The sequence below is a fragment of the Cupriavidus sp. C2SS-8b genome (genome assembly GCF_057073745.1).
Genome location: NZ_CP172716.1, coordinates 297,483 through 317,524, shown reverse-complemented (window position 1 = coordinate 317,524; position 20,042 = coordinate 297,483). Strand labels below are relative to the sequence as shown.

Here is a 20,042-nt window from a genome sequence, read left to right as displayed (position 1 = left end):
ACGTGCGGGCTCAGTGCGACGTGCCGAGGTAGGCCTTGATGACATCCGGATTGGCCTTCACCTCTTCCGGTGTCCCGTCGCCAATCTTCTTGCCGTAGTCCAGCACGACCACGCGATCCGAGATATCCATGACCACGCCCATGTCGTGCTCGATCAGCACGATGGTGGTGCCGAACTGCCGGTTCACGTCGAGGATGAAGCGGCACATGTCCTGCTTCTCTTCCACGTTCATGCCGGCCATCGGTTCATCGAGCAGCAGCATCGACGGCTCGGCCGCGAGCGCGCGCGCCAGCTCCACGCGCTTCTGCAGCCCGTAGGGCAGGCGCCCCACCGGTGTCTTGCGGATCGACTGGATCTCCAGGAAGTCGATGACCTCCTCGACCTTCTGCCGATGCCGCATCTCTTCATTGCGCGCCGGGCCCCACCACAACGCGTGAGCGAGAAAGCCCGTGCGGAACTGCGTGTTGCGGCCGGTCATGATGTTGTCGAGCACCGTCATGCCCTTGAACAGCGCGATGTTCTGGAACGTGCGCGCAATGCCCTGGCGCGCCGCCGCGGTCGGATGCATCTGGCGGCGTTCTTCGCCGCGGAACACGATGCGACCCTGCTGCGGGTGGTACACGCCGTTGATCACGTTCAGCATCGAACTCTTGCCCGCGCCGTTCGGGCCGATGATGGCGCGGATCTCGTGCTCGCACACATCGAACGAGATATCGGTCAGCGCCTTCACGCCGCCGAATGACAGCGAGATGTGCTGCAGGTCCAGAATCACCTCGCCACCGGTACGCGCCTGCTCATGCGTCTGCTGCGACCGCTGTGCGCCGGTCTGCAGGCCAGCATCGGCCAGCGGCGCACCGGGCACCATCGGGCCGGCCGGCGCGATGGCGCCGCCGCCGGGGATGGCGCCCGATGCATCCGTGCGCGCCATGCCATTCCATTCCGCTTGTCCGCCGCGCTGTCCTGCGCTCGCGCGGTCCGATCCTTGCCAGGCCACTTGCGTCATGCTCTTGCTCCCCTGCTCACGCCGCGCGTGCCGACGGCGGCAGGCGTTTGGCATCCACCAGCTTCAGCGTGGCGGACACGCTGCCCTCGCGCCCGTCCTCGAACTTCACGCGCGTCTCGATGAACTGCTCGCTCTTGCCCGCATACAGCCCTTCGATCAGCACCGCATATTTCTCGGCGATAAAGCCGCGCCGCACCTTGCGCGTGCGAGTCAGCTCGTCGTCGTCCGGGTCCAGTTCCTTGTGCAGGATCAGGAAGCGCGAGATCTGCGAGCCGGCCAGCATGGCATCGTTGGCCAGGTCCGCGTTCACCTGGTCCACGCATTCGCCGATCATCGCGATCACATCCGGCTGGGCGGCCAGGTCGACGTAGCCGGCATACGGCAGGTGGCGGCGCTCGGCCCAGTTGCCCACCGCATCGAAGTCGATGTTGATGAAAGCGCAGACCTGGTCGCGGCCGGTGCCGAAGGCCACCGCTTCCTTGATGTAGGGGAAGAACTTCAGCTTGTTCTCGATGTACTTGGGCGCGAACATCGAGCCATCGGCCAGCTTGCCCACGTCCTTGGCGCGGTCGATGATCTTGAGGTGCCCGTCGGCATCGATCACACCAGCGTCGCCGGTCATGAAATAGCCTTCGTCGTTGATGGCCTCGCGCGTGGCGTCATCGCGCTTGTAGTAGGACTTGAGCAGGCCCACGCCGCGCACCAGCACTTCGCCGTTGTCAGCGATGCGGATTTCCATGCCGGGCGCCGCCGGTCCGACGGAATCGAACTTGACCTGCCCGTCCGGCTGCAGGCAGACATAGGCGCAGGTTTCGGTCTGGCCGTAGAACTGCTTGAGGTTCACGCCGATCGAGCGGTAGAAGCGGAACAGGTCCGGGCCGATCGCCTCGCCGGCGGTATAGCCGACGCGGATGCGGCTCATGCCGAGCACGTTGCGCAGCGGGCCGTAGACCAGAAACTCACCGGCGGCATAGCGCATGCGGTCGGCCAATCCGACGGGCTTGCCGTCGAGGATGTCGGCACCGCAGCGGCGCGCGACATCCATGGCCCAGTGGAACAGCTTGCGCTTGATCCAGCCCGCGTCTTCCATGCGGATCATCACTTGCGTGAGCAGTCCTTCATAGATGCGCGGCGGTGCGAAGTAATAGGTCGGCCCGATCTCGCGCAGGTCCGTCATGACGGTCTCGCGCGATTCCGGACAGTTCACGGTGAAGCCCGCCACCATGGCCTGTGCGTAAGAGAAGAGGTTGTCGCCGACCCATGCCATCGGCAGGTAGGACAGCACGTCGTCCTTCTCAGTGAGGCCGTCGAAACCGCAACCGTTCTGCGCCGATCCGATCAAACCGCGGTGCGCGTGGCACACGCCCTTGGGCTTGCCGGTGGTGCCCGACGTATAGAGGATGATGGCCGTGTCTTCCGGCTCGCCCGCGGCAATCGCCTCGTCATAGAAACCCGGATGCGCCCGGTCATAGTCGCGGCCGATCTCCTGCAGGCGCTGGTACGACATCAGCGACGGATGATCGTAGTCGCGCAGCCCGCGCGGGTCTTCGTAGATGACATGGCGCACGCTGCGGCCGGAGGCGGCCAGTTGCTCTTCGACTTCGAGCAGCTTGTCCACTTGCTCCTGGTCTTCGACGATGGCGAAATCGATCTCCGCATCGTTGAGGACGTAGACCATTTCATTGGCAATGGCGTCCTGGTACAGCGGCACCGGCACGCCGCCAAGCGCCTGCGCCGCGGTCATGGCCCAGTACAGGCGCGGACGGTTGTCGCCCACCACAGCCAGGTTCATGCCGCGCGTAAAGCCCAGTGCCGCGAGGCCGCATGCCAGTGCGCGGACTTCCTGCGCGGCCTGTGCCCAGCTGTATGTCTGCCAGATGCCGAGATCCTTTTCGCGATACGCCGGATGCGCGGGCCGTTGCCGGGCGTGCTCCAGCAGCAATCGCGGAAAGGTCGTCGCCGACGATTCCTGCATCGCTGTCTCCTGTCCCTCCGTCGTGGGGATCCACGCGCGGTGTCAAGCGCCGGTCCGGGTCGTTATACTTGGCCTGTTTTGCCTGGCGGCCGTCATGCCGCAGCGCATCAAGCCCGTCGTGCCTTGTCTTCTGGCACTTGCCGGCTCCGTAGTGATCGTAAGATAGCCGATGCCTTCCCCCCCGGTTGTCACGCCGGTGACAATTCCGGGTTAATCCCTACAGGACCTTTCCAGGCCATGCTGAACGATTTCGTCGACCGCTGCGTATGGGCCGCGGACCTCAGTCCGGAGCAGCGCGAACGCGTGCGCCGCGCGATGTTCGTGCGCGAGTACGCGCAAGGCGACTACGTCTGTCACAAGGGTGAAATCGCCGAGCACTGGCTCGGCGTGCTCGAAGGCATCGTCAAGATCACTACCGTGTCGCCATCGGGCAAGTCCGTCACCTTCACCGGCGTGCCGACCGGCGGCTGGTTTGGCGAAGGCGCGGTGCTCAAATCCGAGATCCGCAAGTACGACGTGATGGCGCTGCGCCGCTCGTCGATTGCCTTCCTGCCGCGCGAGACTTTTCAGTGGCTGCTGGATACCAGCCTGCCGTTTACACGCTTCCTGCTCACGCAGTTCAACGAGCGGCTGGGCCAGTTCATCGCCGCGGTGGAATACGAGCGCCTGCTCGACATCGATTCGCGCGTGGCGCGCGCGGTGTCGTCGCTGTTCAATGAGCATCTCTATCCGGGCATCGGCAACACGCTGGAGATCTCGCAGGAAGAGATCGGCCTGCTCGCCGGCATTTCGCGCCAGCGCGCCAACCAGGCGCTCAAGGTGCTCGAGCAGCAGGGCCTGGTGCGCGTGGACTACGGCGTGATCGAAGTGCTGGACCTGGACGGGCTGCGCCAGTACGGCGAGTGACACCATGCCTGCGCGCACCGCGATCGACGAGGGCACGCTGCGGGCTTATCGCGAGACCGAGTACTGCGTGCATGGCGATGCGCCGCTGGTGCTGAAGATCGACCAGCCAAGCGCACCGCTGGCTGCCTTGCATGCACGCCTGCAGGTAGCGTCGAGCGCGTTCATCACCGCGGCGAATCCGTTCAGCCAGACTTTTGATCCATTGCGCAACGACGTGCGGCAGCAGGCATTGGCCGACGAACTCGCGCGGCTTGGTTTTGCTGCCATCCCGGGCATCGGCCAGCATCCGGACAACGGCTGGCCCGGCGAACCGAGCTTCCTGGTGCCAGGGATATCGCTCGACGCCGCGCGCGCGCTCGGAACGAAGCACGGCCAGAACGCCATCGTCTGGAGTGGTGCCGATGCCGTGCCGCAGCTGATCCTGCTGCGCTGAGCGTGCAGCGAACCGTTTCATTGACCCGCCGCCTGCTGACCTGCGCGACCGCATGCGCTGCCGCCGCCTGCGCGCCACTGCCGCCGGCACCATCCATGACGCCAGTGGTTCCGGCCGCTGCAATGATCGACGTGGTAGCGCGCGACTGGCACACCGATGTCTGCCTGCGCAGCGAGGACGCGGACCCTGGCGTGCGCAGCCTCGGGGCCGGATTCGAGGATGTGCGCTACCTCTGCTTCGGCTTCGGGGACCGTTCTTACGTGATGCGGGGCAACCACGGTGTCGTGACCATGCTGCTGGCACTGGTGCCGGGACGCGGCGTGGTGCTGATGACCGCGCTGCGGGCGCCGCCATCCGAGGCGTTCGGCGCTGCGAACGTGGTCGGCCTGGCGGTCAGCCGGCCGGGGCTCGAGGGATTGCGCAACTATCTTCGGGGCGCAGTGCAGAGGAATCCGGACGATTCCCCCATCAGGCTTGGTGCCGGCCCTTATGAAGGCGGCGCTTACTTGTCGGCTACCGCCGCCTACAGCCTGCTCTACACGTGCAATACGTGGACGGCAGACGCGCTGCGTCACGCCGGGTTGCCACTGGCACCCATTGCGGTATTCGCGGACGACGTCATGATGCAGGTCAGGCGGATCGCCTCGGAACAGTCAGGCGCAGGACTGGCGCCCTGAAAGCTGCCAGGCGGCTAGTAGCACGGCAGCTGCGTACACGTGAGGGTGGTGCCGGAGGACGGCCTTGCTGCCGCATTGTTGGCCGGAGGATTGGGGTCGCTGCTGCTGACCGAGATACAGCCGGTCAGCGACAAAGCGAGGAGCAGGACAGCCAGACAGGTTCTTTGCATTGCCGTCTCCGGTGGTGGGCTGGGCGATTTCAGTTATAGGCGAAATCAGGCCCTGCCCCCGGAGGGCGGGCTACCAGCGGTCATGTCCACGTCCGTGGCCGTGACCGTGACCATGGCCACGGTCATCATCCCAATCGCGGTCACGATGGCCGCGGTGGCCGTACCACTGCTCGCGTCCCCACCAGCGGCGGCCGTCCCAATAGCGGTCACCATGCCAGCCCATCACGATGGCCGGCGCAACGACGACCGGCGCCGGGCCATATGCCACGGGCGGCGGGCCATAGACGACTGGAGGCGGAGGCGCCACATAGACCGGCGGCGGGGGAGCGACATAGACGGGGGCCGGCTCGACGTACACCGGTGCAGGCACGCCGATGCTGACGCCAACATCGACACGTGCCATGGCGGGACTGGCTGCCGCCAGCGACAACGCGCCAAGCGTAAAAGCGGCAAGGAGGGGGCGGATCATTTGAGTCCTTCTTTGTCTTGAATCTATCATTCACTCTAACGCGACAGTCGCGTAACGAGTGAGGTGGAATTGTTTCTGCATGTGAAACCATGTAAGCGGCTTTCGCGGCGCGCGGCGGGGCCGTGATTTCACGTGGAAAAGCAAACCGGCCGCCTCAATGGCGGCCGGCGGTTACTGCACATTCGGCGTTGTCGGGTGGCAACGCCCGGCGACCTCAGGCGACGCGATTATGTATCATTTCTGGCACCTCCCTTTCGCGCCTTCCAGACCTTGGCGCTCAAGCTGCTCCTCTATCCGATTCAGCAGACCGGCGTCCTTGACATCTGTGGAGCATGGTCTGGTAGTTCTTGCCATCAGCCGGCAGTTGTAAAAGATTGTTTTACAACTGAAATTTCGGTCACCGCGCCCTCCGCCAAGCCCTTCCTACCCCGACATCGGTATGACGCCTACGGCTGCGGCTGCGCGCACTCAGTGAAAACCGAGGGAAGAGAAGAGAAGAAACGGAAGCACCAGCATCTGCGCCGTTGATGCCCCTGACTCACCGACTTGTGAGCCGCGCAGCAGCCGTAGGCGATGATGCGATAGCGCTGGCAGTGTCGGGCCACGGACAGGTTCGGGGCTGGTTCAATCATTGCTGGAGAGCCTGCAGGCGGACGCGCACCACGCGGCAGGCAGCCGGGCACGCTCTGAAGCGAATACCCGTACAACACTCGCAGCACACTACGATCAATATTCGCCCGTTAGGGCAAGTAAACGCGTTTTTTGGTTACTTTTTGTCGCTCGGACAAAAAGTGACTCGCAGGCTACGCCTGCGAAACAGCCGCGCATGCCAAGAGCGAAGACCAAGTCACAACCACAACCCCCAAGGGCCCGCCTGCCAACCACGACGCCCCCCAATTCCCCGAAGATCCATAAAAAAGGCCGGCGACTGACCGCAGGTCCAAGTCGCCGGCGCTTGCTCGTCCCGCACGGGGTCAGGCCAAACTCAAATCACTTGCTATACACGTACACCCCACGCCCAGTCTTGCGGCCCAGATACCCCGCAGCCACCATCTCGCGCATCAGCATGGCCGGACGGTACTTCGGATCGGCAAACTCGGTGTACAGCACTTCCATCACGGCCAGCATGGTGTCCAGGCCGATCATGTCGGCCAGCGCCAGCGGCCCGATCGGATGATTGCAGCCGAGCTTCATGCCTTCGTCGATTTCTTCCGGCGAGGCCAGGCCTTCGCCCAGCACGCAGAAAGCCTCGTTGATCATCGGGCAAAGAATCCGGTTGACCACGAAGCCCGGGCTGTTCTTCACGGTGATCGGGTACTTGCCCAGTTCCTTGGCCAGCGCGTCGACATCGGCGTGGGTGGCGTCGCTGGTCTGCAGGCCGCGGATCAGTTCGACCAGCGCCATCACCGGCACCGGGTTGAAGAAGTGCATGCCGATAAAGCGGTCGGCGCGGCTGGTCACGGCGGCCAGCTTGGTGATCGAGATCGACGAGGTGTTCGACGCGATGATCACTTCCGGGCCGACGATGCCGTCGATCTGCTTGAGGATCTTGACCTTCAGGTCATAGTTTTCGGTGGCGGCCTCGATCACGATGTCGGCCTTCTTCAGGTCTTCATACGCGGTCGAGCCGTGGATGCGCGCCAGCGCGGCGGCCTTGTCGGCCTCGCTGATCTTGTCCTTCTTGATCAGGCGGTCCAGGCTGCCGGCGACGGTGGCGACGCCCTTCTGCACCGCTGCGTCGCTGATATCCACCATCACCACGTCAAGGCCAACTACCGCGCAGGCCTGTGCAATGCCGTTGCCCATGGTGCCGGCACCGACGATGCCCACTGTCCTGATTGCCATCTCTCTCTTCCTTTTGCTGGTTATGTATTCGTTGTCCGCGACCGCTCAGGCCGCCTGTTCGCGCAGCGCGGCGATGACACGCTGCGCGTGGGCCTCGAGCACGTCCGGGGTCTGCGTGTCGCGCGCGTGGCCGCGCAAGGACTGATCCGAATAGCGCGGCACGATATGGAAATGCACGTGCGGCACGGTCTGGCCGGCAGCGGCGCCATTGAACTGGCCGATCGACAACCCGTCCGGATTGAATGCCTGGCGCACTGCGCGCGCGACGCGCTGCGTGGTGCGGATCGCGGCTTCCGCGCCGGCTTCCGACAGGTCGAACAGGTTGACCGCGGCTTCCTTCGGCACCACCAGGGTATGGCCGTCGGATTGCGGCATGATGTCCATGAAGGCGATGGTGTCGGCATCTTCATAGACCTTGATGCACGGCAGTTCGCCACGCAGGATCTTCGCAAAAATGTTATTCGTGTCGTACGGGCTGTTCATGGTCGGGTGCGGCATGGTTCCGGGATCCGGCGAACTGCCGAGTTTAACGCACAGGGGCGGCCGTGGCCGTGACAGCCCCCCGCCGCCCCCAGATTTCCGTGCGGTTTTCTGCCTCTTGTTTCACATATTGCGGCGGTACTGGCCTCCGACCTCGAACAGCGCGTGCGAAATCTGCCCCAGCGAGCACACGCGCACTGCGTCCATCAGTACGGCAAACACATTCTGGTTGTCGATCACGGCCTCGCGCAGGCGCTGCAGCATGGCGGGCGCCGCGTCGGCATGGGCATGCTGGAATGCGGCCAGGCGTTCGAGCTGGCTTTGCTTCTCGGCTTCGCTCGAGCGTGCCAGTTCCAGCTTCTGCGGTGTCGGGTCGCCGTCCGGATTGCGGAACGTGTTCACGCCGATGATGGGCAGCGTGCCGTCATGCTTCATCTGCTCGTAGTACAGCGACTCCTCCTGGATCTTGCCGCGCTGGTAGCCGGTCTCCATCGCGCCGAGCACGCCGCCGCGCTCGGCAATGCGCTCGAACTCCTGCAGCACCGCCTCTTCGACCAGGTCGGTCAGCTCCTCGATCAGGAAGCTGCCCTGGTTGGGGTTTTCGCATTTCGCCACGCCCCATTCGCGGTTGATGATCAGCTGGATTGCCAGCGCGCGGCGCACCGATTCGCCGGTGGGCGTGGTGATGGCCTCGTCGTACGCGTTGGTGTGGAGCGAGTTGCAGTTGTCGTAGATCGCGATCAGCGCCTGCAGCGTGGTGCGGATATCGTTGAAGTCGATCTCCTGCGCGTGCAGCGAGCGGCCCGAGGTCTGGATGTGGTACTTGAGCTTCTGGCTGCGCTCGTTGGCGCCGTACTTGTCGCGCATCGTCACCGCCCAGATGCGGCGCGCCACGCGGCCCAGCACGCTGTACTCCGGGTCCATGCCGTTCGAGAAGAAGAACGACAGGTTGGGCGCGAAGTCGTCGATATGCATGCCGCGCGCCAGATACGCCTCGACATAGGTGAAGCCGTTGGCGAGCGTGAAGGCAAGCTGCGAGATCGGGTTCGCGCCGGCCTCGGCAATGTGATAGCCCGAGATCGACACCGAGTAGAAATTGCGCACCTGGTGGTGCACGAAGTATTCGGCGATATCGCCCATCACCTTGAGCGAGAACTCGGTCGAGAAGATGCAGGTGTTCTGGCCCTGGTCTTCCTTGAGGATGTCGGCCTGCACCGTGCCGCGCACGTTCTGCAGCACCCACGCGCGGATCTTCGCCTCTTCGTCGGCGCTCGGCTCGCGGCCGTTGTCGGCGCGGAACTTGTCGAGGTTCTGGTCGATGGCGGTGTTCATGAACATCGCCAGGATGGTCGGCGCCGGGCCGTTGATCGTCATCGACACCGACGTGCCCGGGCTGGTCAGGTCGAAGCCGTCATAGAGCACCTTCATGTCGTCGAGCGTGGCGATCGACACGCCGGAATTGCCGACCTTGCCGTAGATGTCCGGACGCACGTGCGGGTCCTCACCGTACAGCGTGACCGAGTCGAATGCGGTGGAAAGCCGCTTGGCCTCCATGCCCTCCGACACCAGCTTGAAGCGCCGGTTGGTGCGGAACGCATCGCCCTCGCCGGCAAACATGCGCGTGGGATCTTCGTTCTCGCGCTTGAATGCGAACACGCCGGCGGTGTAGGGGAAGCTGCCGGGCACATTCTCGCGCATCAGCCACTTCAACACTTCGCCCTCGTCTTCGAAGCGCGGCAGCACGACCTTGCGTATCTTCGTGCCCGACAGCGTGGTGCTTACGAGCCGCGTACGCAGTTCCTTGTCGCGGATCTTCACCACGTAGTCGTCACCGCTGTAGGCCTGCTGCATCTGCGGCCACATGTCCAGCAGCTTGCGTTCGAGCTCGCCAAGCGCTGCGTCGCGCTCCGCGGCGAGGTTGTCCAGTGCGGCAACGCCTTCGCCCTGCGCTTGCGCGAGCATGCGGCTCGACGCGCGCAGTTGCTGGCGCTCACGCGCAATGCGGCTCTGCTCCGCCACGCGCCGATGGTAGCCGCGCAGCGTATCGGCCAGTTCCGCCAGGTAGCGGCTGCGCTGCGGCGGAACGATGACGTTCTGTCCGGTCGAAATGCGGCCGGCCAGCACGGGCAGCGTGCCCGGCTGCAACCTGAGTCCCTTCGCGGCCAGTGCTTCGCGCAGGCCCTGGTACAGCATGGTCACGCCGTCGTCGTTGAAGCGCGATGCCTGGGTGCCGTACACGGGCATGTCCTCGGGCTTGCCATGCCATTGCTCGCGGTTGCGCTGCACTTGCTTGGCCACATCGCGCCAGGCATCCTGCGCGCCCTTGCGGTCGAACTTGTTGATCGCGACGAAATCGGCGAAGTCGAGCATGTCGATCTTCTCGAGCTGGCTCGCGGCGCCGAACTCGGGCGTCATCACGTAGAGCGACACGTCCACATGCGGCACGATGGCCGCATCGCCCTGGCCGATGCCCGAGGTCTCGACCACGACCAGATCAAACCCGGCCACCTTGCAAGCGGCGATGACATCGGGCAGTGCCTGCGAGATCTCGCTGCCTGCTTCACGTGTGGCCAGCGAGCGCATGAAGATGTTCGGATGATTGATCGCATTCATGCGGATGCGGTCGCCCAACAGCGCGCCACCGGACTTGCGCCGCGACGGGTCGATCGAGATCATCGCGATGCGCAGCGTGTCCTGCTGGTCCAGGCGGATGCGACGGATCAGTTCGTCCGTCAGCGATGACTTGCCTGCGCCACCGGTCCCGGTGATGCCGAGCACGGGCACCGTGGCCTTCTCCGCCTTCTCGTGCAGTTCTTTTACGAGCGCAGGATCCGCCTTGCCATTTTCCAGCGCGGTGATGAGCTGCGCCAGCGCGCGGCGGTCGCCTGCGGCCACCGCATCGAGCGTTGTGGGCGCGTAACGGCTCAGGTCGATGTCGCAGCGCTGCACCATGTCGGCAATCATGCCGGCCAGGCCCATGCGCTGGCCGTCCTCGGGGCTGTAGATGCGCGCCACGCCGTAGGCCTGCAGTTCGCGGATTTCATCGGACACGATCACGCCGCCGCCGCCGCCGAACACCTGCACGTGCTCGCCGCCCTTCTCGCGCAGCAAATCCACCATGTACTTGAAGTACTCGACGTGGCCGCCCTGATAGCTGGAGATGGCAATGCCCTGCGCGTCTTCCTGCAGCGCTGCGGTCACCACTTCATCGACGGAGCGATTGTGGCCGAGGTGGATCACCTCGCAGCCGTGGGACTGCAGGATGCGCCGCATGATGTTGATCGATGCGTCGTGCCCGTCGAACAGCGAAGCCGCCGTGACGAAGCGCACCTTGTTGACGGGGCCGCGCGCCTGCGCCTGGGGCGCATCGCGACGAACATCGCGCACATCGGAAAGATCGGTCATGGTCTCCACCGCTGGCTGGGATTGGCTGGCGGCCGCTTGCCAGCCTGTGCGCCGATCGGATGTCGGCTTGGCCGTGCATGCGGACTGCCCCCCGATGCGGCGGGGGCCTGTCGATTATATGACGTTAACGTTAACGTAAGGCAAGTCGGAAGCCGTTGTGGCCGCAAGGCCGTCCGATCACACTCACCTTCTGGCGTGAACATTGAAAGGAGCGATCGATGGTTCGCGAAGTACCACTGTCTACCGCGGGTGAGATTCTTAAGAGGGAGTGGCTCGAGCCACATGGCATTTCGCGGAGAGCCCTGGCAAAAGCCATCGACGTGCCGCCGCGCCGCATCAACGAAATCGTCAAGGGCGAACGCGCAATCACCGCAGACACAGCGGTGCGCCTGGCCGCCTTCTTCGGCACCGACGCACAAAGCTGGATGAATCTGCAGACCTACTACGACACCGAAATGGCGAAAGAAAAAATCGGTGCCGACAAGCTGGCGGAGATCAAGCGGCATTCGGTCGCGGCCTGAGGTGCAGAATGGATAAGGCCGCCCAGAGGCGGCCTTCGTTCCACAGACATCTCCATCACCGCACGCTCAACCGCGGGCATTCGCCAAACGCATCCGTCTTCCACTCGCACCAGCGGTGCGCCAGCACGCGCAGCCACCCGGCCAGCCGCGCCCACGACAACGGCGCGGATACTGCTGCCAGCGCAAATCGCGCCGGGCCGCCCTCGCCCGACAGCCAGAAGCGCTCGCCCTCGGCCAGCGCAAAAACGTCGCCAGGCTGCAGCCAGAAGTCGGCCACGCAGCCTTCCACCGTGACCCATACCCGGCCCTCGATCACCTTCACGCTTTGCCCGTAGCCCGCGCGCAGGCTCACCGGCTGCCCCGGTTCATCCAGTTCAAATACCCTCAGTTCACGCATGTCGCACTCCTTGCAGCGCGGCGGCACCGATCTCCGCCATGCTTCCATTATTCGTATCCCCGACTAGAATCCCATGTACAGTTGTGAACAGTTTTCCATGAACTGTTCAGTAGTTTTTCCTGACAGTTCGACGATAGGTCGACGCCACCATGAAGCTGATCATTGATCCCACCACGGGCATTCCCCTGACCGAGCAGATCATCCAGGGCGTGAAGGCATGGATCAGCTCCAGCGAGGCGCGCCCCGGCGCGCGGCTGCCTTCGATCCGGCAACTGGCGCTGAACAACGGCATCAGCCGCTTCCCGGTGATCGAGGCCTACGACCGCCTGGTATCGCAAGGGCTGCTGGATTCGCGACACGGGTCGGGCTTCTATGTGGCGGAGAGCCCGCTGGCCACCCGGTCGGCGCGCGGCTGGTCGGACCCGAGCCTGGCCGAGGACCTGTCCGGCCACATCATGGAGCAGTTCAACCACCCGAGCGGCGCGCTCAAGCTGGCCGGCGGCTTCGTACCCGAGACCTGGCGCGATGTGGAGGGGCTGACGCAGGCCATCCGCGCGGTGTCGCGCAACGACATCGACAGCGTGATCCACTACGCCACGCCTATGGGCCACCCGGAACTGCGCCGGCAGGTGCTGCTGCGCGTGCGCCAGCTAGGCATTGCGGCCGAGCTGCCCCAGGTGCTGATCACCACCGGCGCCAGCCAGGCACTGGACCTGGTGGTACGCCACCTGCTCAAGCCGGGCGACACGGTGTTTGTCGAAGATCCCGGCTACTACAACCTGTTCGGCCTGCTGCGCCTGCACGGCGTGCAGCTCGTGGGCGTGCCGCACACGCCGTCCGGCCCCGACCCCGAGACCACCGAGGCATTGCTGCGCGAGCACAAGCCCAAGCTGTTCTTCACGAACAGCGTGCTGCAGAACCCCACGGGCTCGACCCTGGCGCCGCCGGTTGCCTTCCGGCTGCTGGAACTCGCGCGCCGCCATGGCTTCCGCTTTGTCGAGGACGATATCTTCTCGGACTTCCAGACGCACTTCACCGACCGGCTCGCCACGCTCGACCAACTGGAGCACGTGATCTACATCGGCGGGTTCTCGAAGACAGTGTCGGCCTCGCTGCGCACCGGCTACCTGGTGGCGGACAAGGCGCTGGTGAAGGACCTCGTCGATGTGAAAGTGCTCACCAGCGTGGCCGGCTCGCACTTCGCCGAGGCGGTCACCGCCTCGCTGCTGGAACGCGGCGCCTATCGCAAGTACGTGGAACGGCTGCGCCTGCGCGTGCGCGAGTCCTCGGCCAACGCGGTGCGCCAGCTCGCGGCATGCGGCTGGGAAGTTTTCTGCGAACCCGCGGGCGGCAACTTCCTGTGGGCGCGGCCGCCGGGCATCAAGGACTCGCGCGAGCTGGTCGCGCTGGGCGAGAAATACGGCGTGATGCTCGCGCCCGGCAACTATTTCCGGCCGGGCGGCGAGACCTCGGCGTGGATCCGCGTCAATACCGCGTATGCCAACGAACCGCGCTCGGTGGCGTTCATGCGAGAGGCCGCCGCGAAAGGCTGAGAGGCTTCAGCCGCCGTGGTTGTGCAGCACGGCATTGCGCCGCGCGTAGAGGAAATACACCGCTAGGCCGATCGCCAGCCACACCAGGAAGGCAATCCACGTGAGTGCCTGCAGGTGGGCCATCAGGAACAGGCAGAAGCCCGCGGACAGCAGCGGCACCACGGGCACGCCGGGGCAGCGGAACGCGCGCGGCAGGTCCGGGCGCGTGCGGCGCAACACCAGCACGGCAATCGAGATCAGCGTGAAGGCCGCGAGCGTGCCGATATTGATCAGCTCGGCCAGCACATTGAGCGGCACGAAGCCGGCAATGATGGCGAACACGATGCCCACGGTCCACGTGGCGAAGTACGGCGTGGCATGCACGGGATGCACCGACGAGAGCCGCTCGGGCAACAGGCCATCGCGCGACATGGCAAAGATGATGCGGGTCTGGCCGTAGGTCATCACCAGGATCACCGTGGTCATGCCGAGGATGGCACCCAGGTCGACAAAGCCAGCCACCCAGTTCTGCCCGGCGAACTGCAGCGCCAGCGACACGGGATGATCCACGCCCTCGAATTTGGCGAAGGGCACGATGCCGGTCATGATCGCCGCCACCACCACGTACAGCACGGTGCAGACCGCGAGCGAGCCGATGATGCCAACGGGCAGGTCGCGGCTCGGGTTGCGCACCTCCTCCGCTGCCGAGGTCACGGCGTCGAAGCCGATAAACGCAAAGAAGACCAGCGCCGCCGCATTGAACACGCCGGTCATGCCGAACGGCGCGAACGGCTGCCAGTTCACCGGCTTCACGTGCCACACGCCCACGGCGATGAACAGCAGCACGACGCTGATCTTGATCGCCACCATCACATTGTTCAGCCGCGCGGATTCCTTCACGCCGTACGACACCACCCACGTGATCGCCAGCATGATCAGCACGGCCGGCAGGTTCACCATGGTCGCGACGCCTGGCACCGCGCCTGGCGCTGCCGTGAGTGCCGCCGGCAACTTCACGCCGAAGCCGGCGACGAGCGACTGGAAATAGCCCGACCAGCCCACCGACACCGCCGACGTGGCCAGCCCGTATTCGAGCAGCAGGTCCCAGCCGATCATCCACGCGACGATTTCGCCGAGCGTGGCATAGCTGTAGGTATAGATCGATCCCGATACGGGAATGGCGGAGGCGAACTCGGCATAGCAGAGCGCGGCAAACCCGCACGCCATGGCGGCAATCACGAACGACACCGTCAGCGCGGGCCCGGCCGTCAGCGCGCCGGTGCCGGTCAGCACGAAGATGCCGGTGCCGATGATGGCGCCGATGCCCATCATCACGAGGTCGATCGGCCCGAGCACTTTCTTCAGGCCGTCGTGATCCGCCACGGCGAGCATGGCGTCGATATTCTTGGTGCGGAACAGACTCATCAGAACAACTCCCGCGAATGCCGTCTTGTGGACAGCTTCGCCCTTTCCTGGAAAGGACGGGAGTTTACTCTTGTGAGCGTGCGCCAAAAGCCACTAGGCGCCGGGCGGGATGATCCACGTCACGCGTCGCGCAGATCATCCCTGCGGGGATGCTACTTCGCGACCGGCATCGTGAACTCTGCACCCTTGGCAATCGAGTCCGGCCAGCGCTGCATCACGCTCTTGTAGCGCGTGTAGAAGCGCACGCCCTCTTCGCCGTAGGCGTGATGGTCGCCGAACAGCGAGCGCTTCCAGCCACCGAACGAATGCCACGCCATTGGCACCGGAATCGGCACGTTGATGCCGACCATGCCTACCTGGATCTGCCGCGCGAACGCGCGCGCAATGCCGCCGTCGCTGGTGTAGCAGGACACGCCGTTGCCGTATTCATGCGCGTTGATCAGCGCCACCGCTTCGGCAAAGTCATGCACGCGCACCACCGACAGCACCGGGCCGAAGATCTCTTCCTTGTAGATCGTCATGTCCGGCGTGACGTTGTCGAACAGCGTGCCGCCGACATAGAAGCCGTTCTCATGGCCCTCGACCTTGTGGCCACGGCCATCGGTCACGAGCTTTGCTCCTTCCTGCACGCCCTTCTCGATATAGCCTTCGACTTTCGCCTTGTGCGCGCCGGTCACCAGCGGCCCCATTTCGGCGTCGGCTTCCATGCCGTTGCGGATCTTCAGCGTTGCGGCGCGATCGGCCAGACGCGGCACCAGCTTGTCGGCCACGTCGCCCACGGCCACCGCAACGGAGATCGCCATGCAGCGCTCGCCGGCCGAACCGTAGGCCGCGCCGACCAGTGCATCGACGGCCTGGTCGAGGTCCGCGTCGGGCATCACCACCAGATGGTTCTTCGCGCCGCCCAGCGCCTGCACGCGCTTGCCGTGCTTCGTGCCTTCGGTGTAGATGTATTCGGCGATCGGCGTCGAGCCGACGAACGACAGCGCCTGCACGTCCGGATGCGCAAGCAGCGCATCGACGGCCACCTTGTCGCCCTGCACGACGTTGAACACGCCGTCGGGCAAGCCAGCCTGCTTGAGCAGGTCGGCAATCAGCAGGCTTGGCGACGGATCGCGCTCGGATGGCTTGAGCACGAAGGTATTGCCGCACGCGAGCGCCACCGGGAACATCCACATCGGCACCATCACGGGGAAGTTGAACGGCGTGATGCCGGCCACCACGCCCAGCGGCTGGCGCAGGTTCCAGTTGTCGATGCCGCCGCCGACGTTGTCGGTGAAATCGGTCTTGAGCAGGTTCGGAATGCCGCAGGCAAACTCGACCACCTCGATGCCGCGCGTGACTTCGCCCTTGGCATCGCTGAACACCTTGCCGTGCTCGCGCGTGATCAGCGCGGCCAGGTCGTCGTGGTGCTTGTCCAGCAACTCCTTGAACTTGAACAGGATGCGCGCGCGGCGCAGCGGCGGCGTGTCGGCCCATGCCGGGAACGCGGCCTTGGCGGCCGCGACGGCATCGGACACATCCTGCGCGGTGCCAAGCGTCACGTGCGCGGCCACCTCGCCGGTGGCCGGGTTAAAGACATCGGCAAAGCGCGCGGACGCGCCTTGCCGGACCGTGCCACCGATGTAATGGTGGATTTCGGCGATCTGCCGGTTCTCTGCAATGTTCACTTCGGTGTCCCTCGTTACTGCACTTCGCGCAGCGCCTGCTTGACGGTATCGAACAGCTCGGCGATCTGCGCCTCGCTGATGATCAGCGGCGGCGAGAACGCCAGGATGTCGCCGGTATAGCGCACCAGCACGCCGCGCTCCAGGCACTTGAGGAAGGCCTCATACGCGCGCGCCCCCGGCTGGCCCGGACGCGGCTCCAGCTCGATGCCGGCCACCATGCCAAGGTTGCGGATGTCCTTCACATGCGGCGCTTCTCGCACGCTGTGCACGGCGGCTTCGAACACTGGCGACAGTTCGGCGGCACGGCCGAACAGGTTCTCGCGCTGGTACAGGTCCAGCGTCGCGATCGCGGCCGCGGCGGCCAGCGGGTGGCCCGAATAGGTGTAGCCGTGCGCCAGCTCGATCGCGCCCGGCGCGGCCGAGTTGACCACCGTGTCGTGCACTTCGCGGCGCACGGCCACGGCGCCCATCGGCACGGCGGCGTTGTTGATGGCCTTGGCCATCGTGATCAGGTCCGGCGTGACCTTGAAGCGCTCCGCCGCGGTGGCGGTGCCCAGGCGGCCGAATGCGGTGATGACCTCGTCGAAGATCAGCAGGATGCCGTGCTTGCTGGTGATCGCGCGCAGCTTGTCCAGGTAGCCGACCGGCGGCACCAGCACGCCGGCCGAGCCAGCCAGCGGCTCGACGATGACCGCGGCAATGGTCGACGGATCATGCAGCGCTACGATGCGCTCCAGCTCGTCGGCCAGGTGTGCGCCCCACTGCGGCTGGCCCTTGGAGAACGCCGCTTCGGCGATGTTCAGCGTGGCCGGAAGATGGTCGGTGCCGGGCATCAGGTTGGCCGAGAACGCCTTGCGGTTCGGCCCGATGCCGCCCACGGCCATGCCGCCGAAGCCCACGCCGTGGTAGCCGCGCTCGCGCCCGATAAAGCGCGTGCGCTGGCCCTCGCCGCGCGCGCGGTGGTAGGCCAGGGCAATCTTCAGCGCGGTGTCGACCGACTCCGATCCGGAGTTCGTGAAGAAGATGCGGTCCAGGCCCTGCGGCATGATGGCGGCCACCTTGGTGGCGGCCTCGAACGAGAGCGGATGACCCATCTGGAACGGCGGCGCGTAGTCCAGCGTAGCGGCCTGGCGCGCCACGGCCTCGGCAATTTCCTTGCGGCAGTGGCCGGCGGCCACGCACCAGAGGCCCGCGCAACCGTCCAGGATCTGGCGTCCGTCGTGGGTGGTGTAGTACATGCCGCTGGCGGAGGCCAGCAGGCGCGGCGCCGCCTTGTACTGGCGGTTCGCGGTAAAGGGCATCCACAGGGCATCGAGATCGGGAATCACGGTCTTGGCGGCGTCCATACGTCCTCCTCTGGCAAGCGGGTTGGCGCGCGCTGTCACGGCGAAGTGCGTGCAGCGGCAGGGATGTCGGCCACTCTACCGGCGGCCCAGGGGCGACAAAATATACAGTCCGGACAACGTCGCCTTACCGTACAGTTTAGGCAAGGCAAACCGTACAGGATTGTGCCGCTGCAGCAGCGACGCCGGGTCACGCCAACGGGACCCGCCATGCGGTGCCGCACGGCGCCACACATTGCAGTGCGTCATTTTTGACGTGGATACCGGCGCGTTGGCCAGACGCCTTCGTGCTGCCGCTAAACTGTACAGGTAGCTTCCCTCTAAAGTGCCGCATGCTGACCCTTGACCTGACCCGCAGCCGCCGCGGCGGCGAAACCCTGACCGAACAGATCGTGGCTGGCATCGCCGCGCTGGTGGACCGCCGCGCGCTGCGCGCCGGCTCCGCGCTGCCGTCGGTACGCCGCTTTGCGCAGCAGCATGGCGTCAGCACCTTCACGGTGGCCGAGGCCTACGGCCGGCTCACCGCGCTGGGCTACCTTGCCGCGCGCGCAGGTTCCGGCTACACCGTGGCCCACCGCCATGCGCCGGCGGGCGGCGCGCGTGCGCCGCGCTGGGAAGCGCCCGGGCTCAATGCGGCGTGGCTGCTGTCGGATGTGTTCGCCGATCATTCCGTGCCGATCAAGGCCGGCGCCGGCTGGCTGCCGGGCGACTGGCTCAACGAGGAAGGCCTGCACCAGGCCATGCGCGCCGCCGCGCGCGTGCCGGCCGCGCAGGTGTCGGGCTACGGCCAGCCTTACGGCTATGCGCCGCTGCGCGAGCATATCGCCGCCGGGCTCGGCCAGTACGGGATTCCGATGCAGGCGCAACAGGTGGTGCTGACGCAGGGCGCCACGCAGGCGCTGGACCTGGTGGTGCGCACGCTGCTGCGCAACGGCGACACCGTGCTGGTCGAGGCGCCCTGCTACTGCAACCTGCTGCAGATCCTGCGGCTCGCCGGCCTGCGCGTAGTGGGCGTGCCGCGCACCGCGGCCGGGCTCGATACCGATGCACTGGAAGATGCCATCCGCACGCACGCGCCGCGGGCGCTGTTCGTCAACACCGTGCTGCAGAACCCGACCGGCGCCAGCCTCACCAGCATGAACGCGTTCCGCGTGCTGCAACTGGCCGAGCAGCACCGCCTGCTGGTAGTCGAAGACGATATCTACCGAGAACTCGCGCCGGCGGGTTCGCCCATGCTGGCCGCGATGGACGGGCTGTCGCAGGTGGTCTACGTCAATGGCTTTTCCAAGACCATCACGCCGTCGCTGCGTGTCGGCTATCTCGCCGCCAGCGCGGACCTCGCCAAGGCCTTCGCGCGGACCAAGATGGCAGTCGGGCTGACCTCGTCGGAAGTGACGGAGCGGCTGGTGTATTCGGTCCTGACCAGCGGCCACTACGGCCGCCACGTCGCGGCGCTGGCCGAACGGCTGCGCGCCCAGCAGGACCGCGTGACGGAGAAGATGGAAGCGCACGGCCTGGAGGTGCTGCTGCGCCCGGAAGGCGGGATGTTCGCCTGGGCCCGCGTGCGCGACGCGCTAGCCGACGGCATGCCGATGACCGGCAACCGGCTCGCTACGCTGGCGCTCGAACATGGCATCTGGCTGGCGCCAGGATCCTATTTCGAGCCGGAGGAAACGGATTCGCCATGGATCCGCTTCAATGTGGCAACCGGTGACGCGCCGCCGTTATGGGACTTCCTGGACAGCCTGTCGGACCGGGGGCACGCCGTGCGCGCTGCCTGAACCGGCCCGC

Annotated in this window: 17 protein-coding genes; 7 read left to right on the top strand and 10 right to left on the bottom strand. The window is 65.5% G+C overall.

Annotation, left to right across the window (positions count from 1 at the left end):
* Positions 1–10 precede the first annotated feature (10 nt).
* Complete coding sequence (locus ACIGJB_RS01420) at positions 11–1,003, bottom strand: ABC transporter ATP-binding protein (RefSeq protein ID WP_483731063.1); 993 nt, start codon at positions 1,001–1,003, stop codon at positions 11–13.
* A gap of 16 nt (positions 1,004–1,019) precedes the next feature.
* Positions 1,020–2,978 (bottom strand): AMP-dependent synthetase/ligase, encoded by a 1,959-nt coding sequence (locus tag ACIGJB_RS01415; RefSeq protein WP_483731062.1) that lies wholly within the window; start codon positions 2,976–2,978, stop codon positions 1,020–1,022.
* Positions 2,979–3,215: 237 nt separating this feature from the next.
* On the opposite strand from ACIGJB_RS01415, the gene ACIGJB_RS01410 reads away from it, so the two are divergent.
* The 3 genes from ACIGJB_RS01410 to ACIGJB_RS01400 all read left to right on the top strand — a co-directional run bounded on the left by ACIGJB_RS01410 (position 3,216) and on the right by ACIGJB_RS01400 (position 4,994).
* On the top strand, positions 3,216–3,884 hold the full coding sequence (locus ACIGJB_RS01410) for a Crp/Fnr family transcriptional regulator (RefSeq protein ID WP_483731061.1): 669 nt from the start codon (positions 3,216–3,218) through the stop codon (positions 3,882–3,884).
* Between the two features lie 4 nt (positions 3,885–3,888).
* A complete protein-coding gene (locus tag ACIGJB_RS01405; RefSeq protein WP_483731060.1) occupies positions 3,889–4,317 on the top strand; it encodes a DUF3293 domain-containing protein in 429 nt (142 codons plus the stop codon).
* Between the two features lie 95 nt (positions 4,318–4,412).
* A complete protein-coding gene (locus tag ACIGJB_RS01400) occupies positions 4,413–4,994 on the top strand; it encodes a DUF2459 domain-containing protein (RefSeq protein WP_483731059.1) in 582 nt (193 codons plus the stop codon).
* Between the two features lie 240 nt (positions 4,995–5,234).
* Here the strand turns inward: ACIGJB_RS01400 and ACIGJB_RS01395 are convergent, their stop codons facing one another.
* Complete coding sequence (locus ACIGJB_RS01395; protein ID WP_483731058.1) at positions 5,235–5,633, bottom strand: hypothetical protein; 399 nt, start codon at positions 5,631–5,633, stop codon at positions 5,235–5,237.
* A 132-nt stretch (positions 5,634–5,765) separates the two neighbouring features.
* On the opposite strand from ACIGJB_RS01395, the gene ACIGJB_RS01390 reads away from it, so the two are divergent.
* Complete coding sequence (locus ACIGJB_RS01390) at positions 5,766–6,161, top strand: hypothetical protein (protein ID WP_483731057.1); 396 nt, start codon at positions 5,766–5,768, stop codon at positions 6,159–6,161.
* A 462-nt stretch (positions 6,162–6,623) separates the two neighbouring features.
* Here the strand turns inward: ACIGJB_RS01390 and ACIGJB_RS01385 are convergent, their stop codons facing one another.
* The 3 genes from ACIGJB_RS01385 to icmF all read right to left on the bottom strand — a co-directional run bounded on the left by ACIGJB_RS01385 (position 6,624) and on the right by icmF (position 11,363).
* Positions 6,624–7,478, bottom strand: a complete 855-nt coding sequence (locus ACIGJB_RS01385; protein WP_483731056.1) for a 3-hydroxybutyryl-CoA dehydrogenase — start codon at positions 7,476–7,478, stop codon at positions 6,624–6,626.
* Positions 7,479–7,523: 45 nt separating this feature from the next.
* Complete coding sequence (locus tag ACIGJB_RS01380) at positions 7,524–7,961, bottom strand: HIT family protein (RefSeq protein WP_483732230.1); 438 nt, start codon at positions 7,959–7,961, stop codon at positions 7,524–7,526.
* A gap of 120 nt (positions 7,962–8,081) precedes the next feature.
* The gene (gene icmF, locus ACIGJB_RS01375; RefSeq protein ID WP_483731055.1) at positions 8,082–11,363 is read right to left on the bottom strand and encodes a fused isobutyryl-CoA mutase/GTPase IcmF; all 3,282 of its coding nucleotides are present in this window, start codon (positions 11,361–11,363) and stop codon (positions 8,082–8,084) included.
* Positions 11,364–11,581: 218 nt separating this feature from the next.
* On the opposite strand from icmF, the gene ACIGJB_RS01370 reads away from it, so the two are divergent.
* On the top strand, positions 11,582–11,884 hold the full coding sequence (locus ACIGJB_RS01370; protein WP_483731054.1) for a HigA family addiction module antitoxin: 303 nt from the start codon (positions 11,582–11,584) through the stop codon (positions 11,882–11,884).
* A 55-nt stretch (positions 11,885–11,939) separates the two neighbouring features.
* Here ACIGJB_RS01370 and ACIGJB_RS01365 read toward each other — a convergent pair whose 3' ends face one another.
* Complete coding sequence (locus ACIGJB_RS01365; RefSeq protein ID WP_483731053.1) at positions 11,940–12,281, bottom strand: DUF2917 domain-containing protein; 342 nt, start codon at positions 12,279–12,281, stop codon at positions 11,940–11,942.
* Positions 12,282–12,430: 149 nt separating this feature from the next.
* Here ACIGJB_RS01365 and ACIGJB_RS01360 point away from each other — a divergent pair, with 149 nt between their 5' ends.
* Complete coding sequence (locus ACIGJB_RS01360; protein ID WP_483731052.1) at positions 12,431–13,834, top strand: aminotransferase-like domain-containing protein; 1,404 nt, start codon at positions 12,431–12,433, stop codon at positions 13,832–13,834.
* Positions 13,835–13,840: 6 nt separating this feature from the next.
* On the opposite strand, the gene bcaP is transcribed toward ACIGJB_RS01360, so the two are convergent.
* From bcaP to aptA, 3 genes are all read right to left on the bottom strand, one after another.
* Positions 13,841–15,238, bottom strand: coding sequence for a branched-chain amino acid transporter BcaP (gene bcaP, locus ACIGJB_RS01355; RefSeq protein ID WP_483731051.1), 1,398 nt, complete (start codon positions 15,236–15,238; stop codon positions 13,841–13,843).
* A gap of 152 nt (positions 15,239–15,390) precedes the next feature.
* Complete coding sequence (locus ACIGJB_RS01350) at positions 15,391–16,908, bottom strand: CoA-acylating methylmalonate-semialdehyde dehydrogenase (protein WP_483731050.1); 1,518 nt, start codon at positions 16,906–16,908, stop codon at positions 15,391–15,393.
* Positions 16,909–16,922: 14 nt separating this feature from the next.
* Positions 16,923–18,254 (bottom strand): omega-aminotransferase AptA, encoded by a 1,332-nt coding sequence (aptA, locus tag ACIGJB_RS01345; protein ID WP_483731049.1) that lies wholly within the window; start codon positions 18,252–18,254, stop codon positions 16,923–16,925.
* Between the two features lie 329 nt (positions 18,255–18,583).
* Between aptA and ACIGJB_RS01340 the strand changes: the two genes are divergently transcribed.
* The gene (locus tag ACIGJB_RS01340; protein WP_483731048.1) at positions 18,584–20,032 is read left to right on the top strand and encodes an aminotransferase-like domain-containing protein; all 1,449 of its coding nucleotides are present in this window, start codon (positions 18,584–18,586) and stop codon (positions 20,030–20,032) included.
* Positions 20,033–20,042: the final 10 nt, after the last annotated feature.

What these genes read in the sequence shown, in the direction of transcription:
- ACIGJB_RS01420 (WP_483731063.1), bottom strand. Translation starts at nt 1,003, where the DNA reads ATGACGCAAGTGGCCTGGCAAGGATCGGACCGCGCGAGCGCAGGACAG.
- ACIGJB_RS01405 (WP_483731060.1), top strand. Translation starts at nt 3,889, where the DNA reads ATGCCTGCGCGCACCGCGATCGACGAGGGCACGCTGCGGGCTTATCGC.
- ACIGJB_RS01360 (WP_483731052.1), top strand. Translation starts at nt 12,431, where the DNA reads ATGAAGCTGATCATTGATCCCACCACGGGCATTCCCCTGACCGAGCAG.
- ACIGJB_RS01385 (WP_483731056.1), bottom strand. Translation starts at nt 7,478, where the DNA reads ATGGCAATCAGGACAGTGGGCATCGTCGGTGCCGGCACCATGGGCAAC.
- ACIGJB_RS01400 (WP_483731059.1), top strand. Translation starts at nt 4,413, where the DNA reads ATGACGCCAGTGGTTCCGGCCGCTGCAATGATCGACGTGGTAGCGCGC.
- aptA (WP_483731049.1), bottom strand. Translation starts at nt 18,254, where the DNA reads ATGGACGCCGCCAAGACCGTGATTCCCGATCTCGATGCCCTGTGGATG.
- ACIGJB_RS01370 (WP_483731054.1), top strand. Translation starts at nt 11,582, where the DNA reads ATGGTTCGCGAAGTACCACTGTCTACCGCGGGTGAGATTCTTAAGAGG.
- ACIGJB_RS01340 (WP_483731048.1), top strand. Translation starts at nt 18,584, where the DNA reads ATGCTGACCCTTGACCTGACCCGCAGCCGCCGCGGCGGCGAAACCCTG.
- icmF (WP_483731055.1), bottom strand. Translation starts at nt 11,363, where the DNA reads ATGACCGATCTTTCCGATGTGCGCGATGTTCGTCGCGATGCGCCCCAG.
- ACIGJB_RS01380 (WP_483732230.1), bottom strand. Translation starts at nt 7,961, where the DNA reads ATGAACAGCCCGTACGACACGAATAACATTTTTGCGAAGATCCTGCGT.
- ACIGJB_RS01410 (WP_483731061.1), top strand. Translation starts at nt 3,216, where the DNA reads ATGCTGAACGATTTCGTCGACCGCTGCGTATGGGCCGCGGACCTCAGT.
- ACIGJB_RS01395 (WP_483731058.1), bottom strand. Translation starts at nt 5,633, where the DNA reads ATGATCCGCCCCCTCCTTGCCGCTTTTACGCTTGGCGCGTTGTCGCTG.
- bcaP (WP_483731051.1), bottom strand. Translation starts at nt 15,238, where the DNA reads ATGAGTCTGTTCCGCACCAAGAATATCGACGCCATGCTCGCCGTGGCG.
- ACIGJB_RS01365 (WP_483731053.1), bottom strand. Translation starts at nt 12,281, where the DNA reads ATGCGTGAACTGAGGGTATTTGAACTGGATGAACCGGGGCAGCCGGTG.
- ACIGJB_RS01415 (WP_483731062.1), bottom strand. Translation starts at nt 2,978, where the DNA reads ATGCAGGAATCGTCGGCGACGACCTTTCCGCGATTGCTGCTGGAGCAC.